General features: G+C 75.3%; 13 protein-coding genes. 4 read left to right on the forward strand and 9 right to left on the reverse strand.

Annotation, left to right across the window (positions count from 1 at the left end):
• Positions 1-3 precede the first annotated feature (3 nt).
• Together ABZ249_RS19995 and ABZ249_RS20000 are read left to right on the forward strand one after the other, a co-directional pair.
• Positions 4-438 (forward strand): MarR family transcriptional regulator, encoded by a 435-nt coding sequence (locus ABZ249_RS19995; RefSeq protein WP_220562016.1) that lies wholly within the window; start codon positions 4-6, stop codon positions 436-438.
• Positions 439-567: 129 nt separating this feature from the next.
• Positions 568-1818: an MFS transporter gene (locus ABZ249_RS20000; RefSeq protein ID WP_220562017.1), complete on the forward strand. Its 1251-nt coding sequence runs from the start codon at positions 568-570 to the stop codon at positions 1816-1818.
• Between the two features lies 1 nt (position 1819).
• Here the strand turns inward: ABZ249_RS20000 and ABZ249_RS20005 are convergent, their stop codons facing one another.
• From ABZ249_RS20005 to rpmG, 6 genes are all read right to left on the reverse strand, one after another.
• Entirely contained in the window at positions 1820-2470 is a 651-nt protein-coding gene (locus ABZ249_RS20005) for a hypothetical protein (protein WP_355264955.1), read from the reverse strand.
• Between the two features lie 77 nt (positions 2471-2547).
• Positions 2548-3381, reverse strand: a complete 834-nt coding sequence (locus ABZ249_RS20010) for a MetQ/NlpA family ABC transporter substrate-binding protein (protein WP_355264958.1) — start codon at positions 3379-3381, stop codon at positions 2548-2550.
• A 149-nt stretch (positions 3382-3530) separates the two neighbouring features.
• Positions 3531-5909, reverse strand: coding sequence for a lysylphosphatidylglycerol synthase transmembrane domain-containing protein (locus tag ABZ249_RS20015; protein WP_355264961.1), 2379 nt, complete (start codon positions 5907-5909; stop codon positions 3531-3533).
• Between the two features lie 180 nt (positions 5910-6089).
• Complete coding sequence (gene rpmF / locus ABZ249_RS20020; RefSeq protein WP_355264964.1) at positions 6090-6260, reverse strand: 50S ribosomal protein L32; 171 nt, start codon at positions 6258-6260, stop codon at positions 6090-6092.
• Positions 6261-6320: 60 nt separating this feature from the next.
• Positions 6321-6563: a type B 50S ribosomal protein L31 gene (locus ABZ249_RS20025; protein ID WP_220562021.1), complete on the reverse strand. Its 243-nt coding sequence runs from the start codon at positions 6561-6563 to the stop codon at positions 6321-6323.
• 64 nt (positions 6564-6627) lie between these two features.
• On the reverse strand, positions 6628-6792 hold the full coding sequence (gene rpmG / locus ABZ249_RS20030; protein WP_220562022.1) for a 50S ribosomal protein L33: 165 nt from the start codon (positions 6790-6792) through the stop codon (positions 6628-6630).
• 180 nt (positions 6793-6972) lie between these two features.
• Between rpmG and ABZ249_RS20035 the strand changes: the two genes are divergently transcribed.
• Positions 6973-8733 carry an alkaline phosphatase PhoX gene (locus ABZ249_RS20035; protein ID WP_355264968.1) on the forward strand — a complete coding sequence of 587 codons (1761 nt, stop codon included), beginning with the start codon at positions 6973-6975 and terminating at the stop codon, positions 8731-8733.
• 16 nt (positions 8734-8749) lie between these two features.
• Here ABZ249_RS20035 and ABZ249_RS20040 read toward each other — a convergent pair whose 3' ends face one another.
• Positions 8750-9496: a hypothetical protein gene (locus ABZ249_RS20040; protein WP_355264992.1), complete on the reverse strand. Its 747-nt coding sequence runs from the start codon at positions 9494-9496 to the stop codon at positions 8750-8752.
• Entirely contained in the window at positions 9493-10689 is a 1197-nt protein-coding gene (locus tag ABZ249_RS20045; RefSeq protein ID WP_355264971.1) for an amidohydrolase family protein, read from the reverse strand. Before ABZ249_RS20045 ends, ABZ249_RS20040 begins: the two co-directional genes overlap by 4 nt.
• Before the next feature lie 51 nt (positions 10690-10740).
• On the opposite strand from ABZ249_RS20045, the gene ABZ249_RS20050 reads away from it, so the two are divergent.
• On the forward strand, positions 10741-11376 hold the full coding sequence (locus tag ABZ249_RS20050) for a TetR/AcrR family transcriptional regulator (RefSeq protein WP_355264974.1): 636 nt from the start codon (positions 10741-10743) through the stop codon (positions 11374-11376).
• A gap of 188 nt (positions 11377-11564) precedes the next feature.
• Here the strand turns inward: ABZ249_RS20050 and ABZ249_RS20055 are convergent.
• The coding region (locus ABZ249_RS20055; protein WP_355264977.1) for an ATP-binding cassette domain-containing protein at positions 11565-12578 on the reverse strand (1014 nt) is incomplete at its 5' end.

A 12578-nucleotide genomic window follows, 5' to 3' on the forward strand; every position in this document is an offset into this window, starting at 1 on the left:
CGTGTGAACGACCCGGATGTCGCCCGCCTGCTGGTGCGCGTGATCAACATCAGCAACCGCCTGGCGCGCTACGCCGCGCACGAGACCGGGGAGCGGACCTCCCCGGCGACCTGGCGGGCGCTGAGCGTGCTCCAGGAGAAGGGGCCGCTGCGGCTGGGCGTGCTGGCCGAGTTCTGCCGGGTGCGCCAGCCCACGATGACGGTGATCGTGGAGTCCCTGAACGCCTCGGGGTACGTGCTGCGGCGGCCGGACCCGGCGGACGGGCGGGCGCACCTGCACGAGCTGACCCCGGCGGGCGCCGAGGCGCTGGACGACTGGCGCCGCCGGGTCGGCGAGGCGCTGCTGCCGCTGTTCGACGACCTCTCCGAGCACGAGCGCGCCCTGCTGGCCGACGCGGTGGCGCTGCTGGACGGGCGGTTGCGGCGCGGCGAGGGCTGACCGGCTCCCCCGGTGCGCGCCGGGGAATGCGCGGGGATTAACATAGGTTACCTATATGAATTCCCGTGAGGGCCCCGACCGCAAGGCCGCCGTCCTCCCCACCGGAACCCGTGAAGGAGCCGTATCCCCATGGTGGCGGAGACCGCAACACCCACCGTGTCCACCCCGGAGGCGCCGTCCCTCCTCAGGCAGCCGCGGGCCGTCTGGGCCGTGGCGTTCGCCTGCGTGATCGCGTTCATGGGCATCGGGCTGGTCGACCCGATCCTGCCCGCGATCTCGCGCAGCCTCGACGCCACCCCCACCCAGACCTCGCTGCTGTTCACCAGCTACCTGGTGGTCACGGGCCTGGCCATGCTCGTCACCAGCTGGGTCTCCAGCCGCCTGGGCGCCAAGCGGACGCTGCTCGCGGGGCTCGCGCTGATCGTCGTGTTCGCCGCGGCCGCCGGCTCCGGGGACACCGTGGAGGCCGTCATCGGGTTCCGCGCGGGCTGGGGCCTGGGCAACGCCTTCTTCATCTCCACCGCCCTGGCCACCATCGTCGGAGCCGCCAGCGGCGGATCCGCCGCCGCGATCGTGCTCTACGAGGCGGCGCTGGGCCTGGGCATCGCCACCGGGCCGCTGATGGGCGGGCTGCTGGGCGGCGTCAGCTGGCGCGGTCCGTTCTTCGGCACCGCGGTGCTGATGGCGGTCGGATTCCTCACCATCGCCGTGCTGCTGCGCGGGGACACCGTCCCCAAGGGCGACCCGGTGCCGCTGTCGGCTCCGTTCGCCGCGCTGCGGGTGCCCGGGCTCCTGGTGCTGTCCCTGATCGCGCTGTTCTACAACATCGGGTTCTTCGCCCTGCTGGCCTACACCCCCTTCCCGCTGGGCCTGGACGAGACGGGGCTGGGCCTGGTCTTCTTCGGCTGGGGCCTGGGCCTGGCGGTCACCTCGGTGTTCGGCGCGCCGCTGCTGACCCGGCGGCTGCCGCGCACCGGCGTCCTGTGGGCCACCCTGCTGCTGCTCGCGGCGGACCTGGTGGCGGCGGGCGCCCTCATCGGTTCGCGGCCCGGGCTGATCACCTGCGTCATCGTCGGCGGGCTGCTGCTGGGCGTGCTCAACACCGTGCTCACCGAGTGCGTCATGGAGGCGAGCGACCTGCCCCGGTCCGTGGCGTCCTCGGCCTACTCCGCGGTCCGCTTCCTGGGCGGCGCGGTCGCCCCGCCCGCCGCATCGGCGATCGCGGTCGCCGTCTCCCCCGGTGCCCCGCTCTACGCGGCCGCCGGATCGGTGGCGGTGGCCGCGCTGATCGCCCTGGCCGGCCGCCGGGTCCTGCGGCGTGTGGACGACGGCCCCGAGCCCGCGGAGGTCGAGGCCGAGGCCATCACCCGCGGCGCCTGACCTACCCCGCCCGGCCCACCGACTCCAGGGCCCTGCGCAGCAGGTCGGCGGGGTCGGCGGCGTCCGGGTTCAGCAGGGCCGCGGTCTCCTCGGTCGGCTCGCCCAGGACGGCGTCCACCACGGCGAACTCGTCGAGGGGGCGCCCGTAGTAGACCTGGAAGTGGTCGCGGTAGTGCATCTCGGGGTCCGGATGGAAGAGGCCCTCCAGCAGCCACCCGGAGCCGTCCTCCATGTCGCCGGGGACACCGGTGCCCCACCGGTCCGACCCGTCCCGCCACCAGATCAGCGCGCTCACCGAGAGCGGGTCGCCGCCGTTGAAGCCGGGGTCGGCGAGGATGTCCGCGAACTCCGCTGGCAGGGCGTCGACGGTCCCCGGCCGGTGCTCCCCGTCGTTGGCGTAGGGGCTCATCGGCGACTCGTGGTCGAAGCAGCGGATCACCGCGGCCGTGTCGGAGAAGGCGATCGCGTAGTCGTCCCCTCCCCCGTTGGCCATGGTCGCCAGATCCCACCCGGGGCGCCGGCCGGTGCGGAAGGCGTGCTTGCGGTAGGGGCTGTCCGGGGCGATGAGGAACTCCAGCAGCGCGATCCTGCGGGAGAGGTCCCGCACCCGGTCGGGCGCGGGCAGGCGGCGGGCGGTCTCCGGTGCGTTCATGCGGGCCATTCAACCCCGCCCCGGTGACACGCCGCCCCCGGCGCCCGCCCGGGGGCGGGCGGGCGCCGGGGCGCGGGTCAGCCCTGGACGGCGGGGATGACGCTGCCGCCGAACTCCTCCTCGATGAACGCCGCGGTCTCGGCCGAGGTGAGCAGCTCCACCAGGGTGGCGATGCGCGGGTCGTCGGCGTTGTCGGCGCGGGCGGCCAGGATGTTCACGTACGGGTTGTCCTCGAAGGCCTCCAGCAGGATGGAGTCCTCCTGGAAGTCCAGCCCCGCCTCCTGGGCGTAGTTGTTGTTGACGATGGCGGCGTCCACGTCGTCCAGCGAGCGCGGCAGCTGGGCCGCCTCGACCTCGCGGAACACCAGGTCCTTGGGGTTGTCCTCGACGTCGTCCAGGGAGAAGGTCGCGGCGTCGGCGTCCTCGGAGAGGGTGATGAGGCCGCCCTCCTGGAGCAGGAGCAGGGCGCGGAACTCGTTGGTGGGGTCGTTGGGCAGCGCGACCTCCGCGCCCTCGGGCAGGTCGTCGACCGCGTCGACGGTGCGGGAGTACAGCCCCAGCGGCGGCAGGTAGACCTGCTCGACGGCGACCAGGTCGGTGCCGTTGCCCTCGTTGTACTCCAGCAGGAACGGCTCGTGCTGGTACAGGTTGACGTCCAACTGCCCCTCCGCCAGGGCGGCGTTGGGCGCGATGTAGTCGGAGTACTCGACGATCTCCAGGTCGAGGCCGGCGTCCGCGGCGAGCTCGGCGTCGACGAACCCGAGGATGTCGCCCGCGGGGACCGCGGTGGCGCCGACGGTGAGGACCTCGGTGCCCTCCGCGGGGGCGGCCGCGTTCTCGGAGGGGGCGCCGCAGGCGGCCACCGCCAGGACGGCGGCGGCGGTGGGGGCGGCGAGGGTCAGGCGGCGCATCGTCGGGGTCCTTTGCACGGTTCCGGTCGGTTATTTCCTACTTATCCGACCTTAAATCAGGACTAACCGCCGCCGCGACCGCGCGCGGACTTCTGTGACAAACCGCACGGATGGGTACTTTTCCGGCGTTCCTCCAGGTTACCGGCCCCTCAGACGGCCTCCCGCCGCTGGAGGTAGGAGAACGCCCCCCACCCCGGCAGCACCGGGAACCAGAACGTGAGCACCCGGAACAGCAGCACCGCGGGCAGCGCCACCGCCGCCGGGACCCCCGCCACCGTCGTCAGCCCGCCGATGAGCGCGGCCTCCACGGCGCCCAGCCCGCCCGGGGTGGGCGCCGCCGAGCCGACCGCGTTCCCGGCCAGGAAGACCACGGCGACCGCCACCAGGCTCACCTGCGCGGCGTCCGGGGCGAACGCCAGCACCGAGAAGTACAGGCACAGGACGAACGCCACCGTCAGCAGCACGGTCCCGCCCAGCCCGATCGCCAGGGAGGCCGGCCGTTGCAGGGTGTCCAGCAGCCGGGGCAGTACCCCGCGCAGGTAGGGCCGCACCCGGTCGGCGATCGCCCGGCGCAGCCGCGGCGCCAGCAGCACCGCCGCGACGAGCACGGTGACGGCGATCGCGATGGTCACCACCGTCGGCGAGGGTGTGAACCCCGTCCAGTACGAGGTCCCGGTCAGGTAGGCGCACACCAGCAGCAGCGGCACGTGCACCAGCAGCCCGACCAGCTGGCCGAGCCCGACCCCCGACAGCGCCAGCGGGGTGGACGCCCCGGCCTTGATCGCGAACCGGGTGTTGACGGCGATCGACCCCAGCCCCGCCGGGGCGGCGATGCGCACGAACGACGCCGCGTACTGCACCAGCACGCTGCGCCACCAGGGCAGCCTGACCGGCACGAAGCCGATGAGCACCATCGCCGCCGCGACCATGCACACGGTGGACATCGCGAACGCGGCCAGCGCCCACCCCGGGTCGGCCCGGCCGACGGCGCTCAGGTCCACGCCGGTGAGCTGGTAGAGCAGGACCAGGCCGACCACGGTGGCGACGATGACGCTGACCACGGTGCGCGGCCGCATCCGCTCCACCCGCGCCGGTTCGGCGGGGGCCTCGGGGGCGACCTCGACCACCGCCTCGCGCAGCCGGCCGATGAGCCCCTTGCGGGCGCGCAGCGCGCGGCGCAGCGGGTAGGGCAGGCCGGGCGGTTGCAGGAACGGCAGGATCGCGGCGGTGGCGGGCACCCCCAGGGCGCGCACGGCGGAGGCGACGGCGCGTTCGGCGCCCACCCGGGTGGCCAGCAGGGCGACCAGGGCGGCGGAGTCCAGGGAGACGGTCAGGGGCGGCGCGGCCACCGAGCCGCGGCCCACCCCGGTGAACACGATCCCCCCGTGCTCCAGGTCGGTCCCGACGGTGGCCCCGTGCAGGTCGCCGTGGGCGATGCGGTGCCGGTGCAGCCGTCCCAGCGCCTCCCAGCAGCGGTCGAGCAGGGCGTCGGTGAACTCCTCCTCGGCCAGGTCGTCCAGGGGCCGGACCCCGGGCAGCTCGCGGACCAGCAGGACGGTGCCGGGCCGGGGCTCGCCGACGGCCAGCACCCGGGGGGTGGCCACCCCGGCGTCGCGCACGGCGTGGGCCATGAGGGCGGCGTGCTCGGCGCGGCGGCGCACCCCGTAGAGCATGCGGGGGGCGAAGGGGCCGCGCAGCAGCAGCAGGTCGCGCAGCCGCCGCCAGAACCCGGCGGTGTTCTCGGAGCCGAGCACGACGGCCTCGGCGCGCCCGCCGTCGGCCAGTTCGACCAGGTGGCGGGGGTCGCCCTCGGGGTCGGTCCCGGCCGGGACCACGTCGGCGGGCTCCAGGCCGAACCGGCGCAGCTCGGCGCGGATCGCGTCGTCGGCGGGGGGCGGGGTGCCCGCGCCGACGGCGTAGCCGAGCAGCCCGGCGCAGGTGGCGCCGGCGACGGCGGTGAGCAGCAGGGCGGGCAGGCTGGTGACCCCGGCCAGCAGGGCGCAGGCGGCCGCGGTGGCGGTGGCGGCCCACAGCAGGGAGCGCACGCGGGGCTGGCCGGCCGGCATGGTGAGGAGGTAGGCCAGGGCGGCGGCGACATAGCCCAGGGTGGCGCCGGTGAACAGGTCGCCGGGGGCGCCGGGCAGGCCCGGGGGGACCCGGTCGGGGCCGATGAGCGTGTACAGGACCGCGTTGACCAGGGAGGTGAGCGCGTAGGCGGCGACGGCGGCCGCGCCGGCCCGCAGCAGGTCGCGCAGGGCCCCGGTGAAGAGGGTGATCAGGACCGAGGCGCAGACCAGGACGATGAGGGCGAGGTTGGCGCCCAGCGCGGCGAGGAAGAGCGGTCCGGTGGGCAGCAGGGAGCGCAGGGCGTCGGGGCCGGCCTGGCCGTCGGTGGCGGCCCGGGCGGCGAGCAGGATCACCGCGATCACGCACAGTCCGCCGACCCCCACGAGGAGGTCGACGGGTCTGCGCGGAGCGCGCACTGTGGTGGGTCCGGGGGACGGGGCCCCCGTGGCGGTCGTCGTCACCCCACCAGCCTGCCCGACGGCGGGAGTGCACGGGCACCGGGACGGGGGCGTTTCGCGCGGTCCGTTCGGCGCCTCCCGGCCGCCCCGGCGCGCGGCGCCCCGGAGACGCGGACGGGGCGCCCGGCGGGCGCCCCCGTGCCCGGGGCCGTGTCGGGCCGGACGGCCTCGGGCCGGGCCGTGTCAGGCCGGCGGGGGCAGCAGTCCGCGCCGGTAGGCCGGGACCAGGTTGCGCGGTACGAGGTACTCGCGCCCGCCCAGGGTGAGGGGCACCAGGTCGGGGGTCTTCGCCCGCCACTGCGAGCGGCGCGTGCGGGTGTTGGCGCGCGACATCCTGCGCTTGGGTACGGCCATCGTGTCCTGTCCTGGAATGTTCGGCGGCGGGGCCCGCGGGCCCCGCCGTCACCGTTTCTCTTACTTGTTGTAGCGGCGCTTGAAGCGCTCGACGCGGCCAGCGGTGTCCACGACGCGGGCGTTGCCGGTGTAGAACGGGTGGCTCGCGCTGGAGATCTCGACGTCGATCACCGGGTAGGTGTTGCCGTCCTCCCACTCGACGGTCTTGTCGCTGGTCCGGGTGGACCGGGTGAGGATGGCGAAGTCGCCGGCGCGGTCGCGGAAGACGACGGGCCGGTAGTCGGGGTGGATGCCCTTCTTCATGTCCGTGTGCCCTTTCCGGGGTCGGGGTGCGTGTACGCGGTGGCGGCCGGGGTGCGGCGCGGGGTCAGCGCTCTTCCCTGAAGTCGACGTGGCGGCGGACCACCGGGTCGTACTTGCGCAGGGTGAGGCGGTCGGGGTTGTTGCGCCGGTTCTTGCGGGTCACGTAGGTGTATCCGGTCCCGGCCGTGGACTTGAGCTTGATGATGGGGCGGACGTCGTTGCGCGCCATGGGACTCTCCTTCACCTGTGGACTGCGGGGCCGCTGTGCACCCTAGAAGGAAATGATAACCGTTTTTATTTCCTCCGCGCGACGCGAGTCCCGCCTGCGGGCAATTGGTTACTCTGTGTGGTTATCTCATCACTATTGGAGAGATTCGTCGCGAGCGCGACACACCCCCGGGAGGGGACCATGCCCGACCGCACCCGGCCGACCGCCGCGGCCGCACCCGCCGTGTCCCGGCGCAGCCTGCTCTGCGCCGCGGGCGCGGGGACCCTGGCCGCCGCCCTGGGCGGAACGCCCGTCCCGGCCCTGGCCGCCCCCGACGACGGGGCCCCGGGGTTCACCGAGGTCCCGGTGACCCGCACCGACCGGGTGACCGTTCCGGCCGGGTACACCGCCCGCGTCCTGCTGCCCTGGGGCGCGCCGATCGCCCCGGGCGGGCCCGCCTGGCTGCCCGACGCCTCGAACACCGCCGCCCACGCCGGGCAGCAGGTCGGCACCGGGCACAGCGGTCTGCACTACCTGCCGCTGGGCCCCTCCCGCGAGGGCACCCGCAACGGTGTGCTGGTGCTCGGGCACGCCGCGCTGGACCCGGCGCTGCTGCACCCCGACGGCGGCCGCGCCGACACCGCCGAGCGCGCCGCCAAGGAGATCGCCTCCCTGGGGGCGACCGTGGTGCGGGTCGAGCTGTCCGAGGGGCGCTGGCGGATGGCGCGCGACGAGCTCAACCGGCGGATCACCGCCGACACCCCCGTGGTGTTCTCCGGCCCCCTGGCCGGGCACGGGGCCCTGGACACCGGGGCCGAACCGCTGGGCACCACCGGAGGGTCCGCGTACGCGGCCACCCCCTGGCACACCTACCTGACCGGGGAGGACGCCTTCGCCGACGCCTTCGGGACCCGGGACCCCTCCTGGCGCCCGCGGCCCGACCACGAGGCCTACGGGCTGGCCGCGGACTCCGCCCGCGGCTGGCACCGGCACCTGTCCCGGTTCGACCTGGCCCGCACGCCCGGGGAGGCCGACCGGTTCGGCTGGGTGGTGGAGATCGACCCGTTCGACCCGCAGGGCCCGCCCGCCAAGCGCACCGCGCTGGGGCGGCTGGGGCACAGGGGGCTGGTCGTCGCCCGATCGCTGGGGCGCCCGGTGGTGTACATGACCGACGACGCCCACGTGTACAAGTTCGTCGCCGCCCGCCCCTGGAGGGAGGTGCGCGGACCGTCCGCGAGCCCGCTGGACGAGGGCGCCCTGTACGCGCTGCGGCTGGACGCGGACGGGACGGGGACCTGGCTGCCGCTGGCCCACGGCCGTACCGGGCTGACCGCCCGGGACGGGTTCGCCGACCAGGCCGCCGTGCTGCTGCGGGCCCGCCGGGCGGCCGCCGCGGTGGGGGCGACCGGGTTCCGGGGGCCGGGGCGCCCGGCGGTCCACCCCCGCACCGGGGAGGTGTACCTGCCCGAGGCCGGAGAGGGCGGCGGCGGCCGGCTGCTGGCCTGGACCGAGGGGTCGATGGACCACGCCGCCACCGTCCTGGCCTGGCGGGAGTTCGCCCGGGCGGGGCAGGGCACGGGGTTCGCCTCGCCCGGCGGGGTGTTCTCCGGGGCGGACGGGCGGCTGTGGATCACCACCGACGTGACCGGCCTGGGCAGGGAGGACGGCCGCGAGCAGCTGGGCAACAGCGCCCTGCTGTGCGCCGACCCGGACACCGGACGGGTGCGCCGCTTCATGACCGGACCGCGCGGGTGCGGGATCGCGGGGGTGGGCGCCACCCCGGACCAGCGCACCCTGTTCGTGGCGGTGCGCGGGCCGGGATCCTCCGACGCCCGCTGGGGCGAGCCCACCGCGGAGGACCCGCGGGCGGTCGGCAACTGGCCAGGGTTCGACCCGCAGGGCCGCCCCCGCTGCGCGGTGGTGGCGGTGCGCAAGGACGACGGCGGGACCGTCGGCACCTGACCGGCGGGGGCGGGCGTCAGACCTCGCGGCCGGGCAGGGCCCGCCAGTACTGGCGGTGCTCCCGGTCGCGCACCACCAGGCCCCGGTCGGCCAGCGCGGCGCGCAGCTCGGCGGCGTCGTCGGCGTCCTTGCGCTCCAGGGCCTCCTGGCGGGTGCGCAGCAGCGCCTGGGTGCGGGCGTCCAGGTCGGGGGTGCCGTCCAGCCAGCGCTGGAACGCGTCGGCGTGCGGGTCGCCCTCGGACCACGCGTAGCCGTGCGCCTCGAAGGCGGCGCGCAGCCGCTTCGCCTTGTGGTCGGTCCGGGCCCGCACCGCCTCGGCGGTGCCGGCGTCCAGGACCACCAGCTCCCGGCCGTCAAGGAAGGCGGTCCCGAAGCGCTCGCGCGGGACTTCCGCGGTCTCCCCCGAGGCGGTGACGCGCACGGCCTCCCCGTCCACCTCCACCGTGATGACCTCGTCGTACGACATCAGCGCCAGGAAACACCCGGCCACCACGCCGATGACCGTCAGGACGGCGGTGAGGATCGGCCCGCTCACCCCCGCCAGCAGTTCGAGTTTGTCCGCCCCCGGGAGGAACGGCAGGGCCAGGACCCAGTCGGGCAGGGCGAGCAGCCGGCCCGGGAGCAGGGACAGCAGGCCGCCCGCGGCCGCTCCCAGCGGCAGGAGGACGCCCCACACGGACAGGTGGTAGGCCGCACCGTGGCGGACGACGGCGGGCGGGGCGGGGGGCTGGGCGGTCACGTTCACTCTTTCCTCGGTGTTCACGGTGTCCCTCCTCGGCGGGGTCGGCGGCGGGCGACCGGGCGGCCGTCGCGCACGACCAGGGCGGCCCGGCGCAGGGAGCCGGGGTCGGTGCGCGGGTCGCCGCGCACGATCAGCAGGTCGGCGGGGGCGCCGGGGGCCAGCGGGGCCCCGGCGCCCAGGGTGCGGGCGGGCCCGGTGGTGGCGGCCGCCAGGGCCTGCGCCGGGTCCAGGCCGCAGGCGGCCAGCAGCTCGATCTCGCGGACCAGGCCCGCGCCCGGGCGCACGGCGGGCATGCCGCTGTCGCTGCCCGCCAGCACGGTGCCGCCCGCCTCGTGGAACTCCAGGACGCGGCGGCGCAGGGTCCGTGCGGTGTCGGCGTCCAGCGCCGCCTCGGTGACGGCGAGGGTGGGCGCGAGGGTGACCCCGCGCGCCACCATGGCCTCCAGCATCTCGGCGGGCCAGCCGGCCAGCGGCCCGCGCGGCTCCAGGTGCTGGAGGTGGTCGACCCCGGCCTCCAGCAGTTCGGCCAGGTCCGGCAGGGTCCCCCAGTGGGCGACCACGGGGACGCCGTGCCGGTGCGCCTCGTCCGCGATGGCGGCCAGTACGGGCGGGGCGATCGGCTCCAGCGACCGCCGGGCGGGGTCGCCCCGGTCCTGGACGACCTTGACCACGTCCACGGGGTCGTCCCCGCCGGCCAGTGCCGCGACCTGTTCGCGGGCCTGGCCGGGGCTGCGGGGGACGCGGACCCAGTCGTCGCCGGGCGAGGCGCCGATGGTGGCGACCGGGTGGCCGCCCGGCGCGGTGAAGAGCGGTCCGGCGATGCGCACGCGCGGGCCGGGCAGGGTGCCGTCCGCGGCGCGGCGGCGCAGGTCGTGGACCCAGGTGTTCTCGTCGCCCAGGCTGCACACGGTGGTGACGCCGTGGGCGAGGAAGGCCCGCCGCTTGCCCGGCTGGAAGCGCAGGTGGTCGGCGATCGCCCGGACCGTGGCGAGCGGGCCCCGGCCGCCGGGGGCGCCCAGGTGGACGTGGGTGTCCACCAGGCCGGGCAGGACGGTGCACCCGGGCATCGGGACCTCGCGGGCCCCGGCGGGGACGGAGGCCGCGCCCACGGCGGCGATCCGGCCGCCCTCGATGACGACGGCGCCGTCGAGCGGCGCCAGGTCCTCGCCGGCCAGCGCGGTGACCCGTGTCAGCGCCACGGTTCCGGATTCCATGGACCCTCCTGTGGTGGACTCACTCCTAGTTGAGCATATAGGATCCTGTACATGCAACCAGGAAATGAGTCGGAGGGGTCCGGGGAGACGTTCGTGGAGGCCGCCCGGCGCGACCAGATCGTGCGCGCCGCCATCGCGACCATCGCGGACGAGGGGTACGCCAAGGCGTCGTTCGTGCGCATCGCCGGGCGTGCGTCGATCAGTCCCGGCCTGATCACCTACCACTTCAAGACCAAGGAGCGGCTGATCCGGCGCGTCATGCAGGACATCGCCGCCCGGCTCGACAAGGCCATGGAGGGCGGGGAGGAGCCGCTGGAGGGGTTCGAGGACGGCCTGCGCCGGATCATCACCGGCAACGTCGCCTACTGCGCGAGCAACCCCGAGGAGATGGCGGCACGGCGGGAGATCGTGTCCGCCGCCACGCTGCCCGAGGCCCTGCGCGCCGAGCTGGACGCGGAGGAGCTGGCCGGGCGGGCCGAGCTGATCGGCTTCCTCACCGAGGGGCAGCGGCACGGGGAGTTCCGGGGGTTCGACCCGGAGGTCTTCACCGACGTGCTGTTCGCCGCGCTGCGGGGCGCCCCGGCCGTCCTGCGCGAGCGGCCCGGCGTCTCCCCCGACGCCTACGGCCGCGAGCTGGCCGACCTGTTCTGTGCCGCCGCCACCGGCCGCCCGCCCGCGGCGTTCTGAGGGTCCCGCCGAACGCCGACGGGGGCCGGCCCGCGGATCGCGGACCGGCCCCCGTCGTGGCCCGGTGTATCAGACCGTGTTCTCCCGAATCTCCACTGCGCTTCGGTCCGTGCCCGGCGCCCCCTGAAGGCGGGGCCGGGGGCCCTGCGAACCCCCGGTGGGGCGGGAGGGCGTTCGGAGAACAGGCCCTAGACGGCCTGGGCTCGCAGCGCCTCGCGCTCGGCGCGCTGGCTGCGGGCCTCGTCCGGGTCCAACAGCGGAGCGGCCGCCAGCAGCTGTCGGGTGTAGTCGCTCTGCGGGTTCTCGTAGATGGAGTCGCTGTCGCCCAGCTCCACGATCTCGCCCTTGCGCATCACCGCGACCCGGTCGCTCACCTGGCGCACCACCGCCAGGTCGTGGGCCACGAAGATGTAGGTCAGCCCGAAGTCGTCCTGCAGCTCCGACAGCAGCCGCAGCACCTGGTCCTGCGTGGACACGTCCAGCGCCGACACCGGCTCGTCGCAGATGATCAGCTTGGGCTTGAGGATCAGCGCCCGCGCGATCGCGATCCGCTGGCGCTGACCGCCCGAGAACGCGTGCGGGAACCGGTTGTAGTGGCTCGGCTGGAGCCCGACCCGGTCCAGCAGCTCCTGCACCTCGCGCTTGATCTTCTTGGTGTCGCGCTCGCCCTGCACCCGCAGCGCCGTCCCGATCGCGTCGCCCACCGTCACACGCGGGTTCAGCGACGAGTACGGGTTCTGGAACACCATCTGCACATCACGCCGCAACGGACGCAGCGCGCGCTCGGACATGTGCGTGATGTCCTGGCCCTCGAAGACCACCCGGCCCCGGGTGGGCTCCAGCAGGCGCATGACCATCCGCGACAGCGTGCTCTTGCCCGAGCCCGACTCGCCCACGATCCCCAGCGTCTCGCCCTTGTACAGGTCGAAGCTGACGCCGTTGACGGCCCAGAAGTCGGTGGAGCGGCCCATGGCCCCGCCGCGCACCTTGAAGCGCTGGGCGACGTCCTCGACCTTGAGCAGCGGCTCGCCGTCGGTGGAGGCGGGGGTGAACGCCTCGAACTTCGCCGGGTCGGTGACGGTCCCCTCGCGCTTCTCCTTCTCCAGGCGGTCGGCGCGGTCCTGGGCGCGGCGCTGGGCCCGGGAGACCTCCACCCGCGGCACCGCCGCCAGCAGCGCCTGCGTGTAGGGGTGCTCCGGCTC

It is taken from the genome of Nocardiopsis sp. NPDC006139, assembly GCF_040614155.1.
GTDB classification, from domain to species: domain Bacteria; phylum Actinomycetota; class Actinomycetes; order Streptosporangiales; family Streptosporangiaceae; genus Nocardiopsis; species Nocardiopsis changdeensis.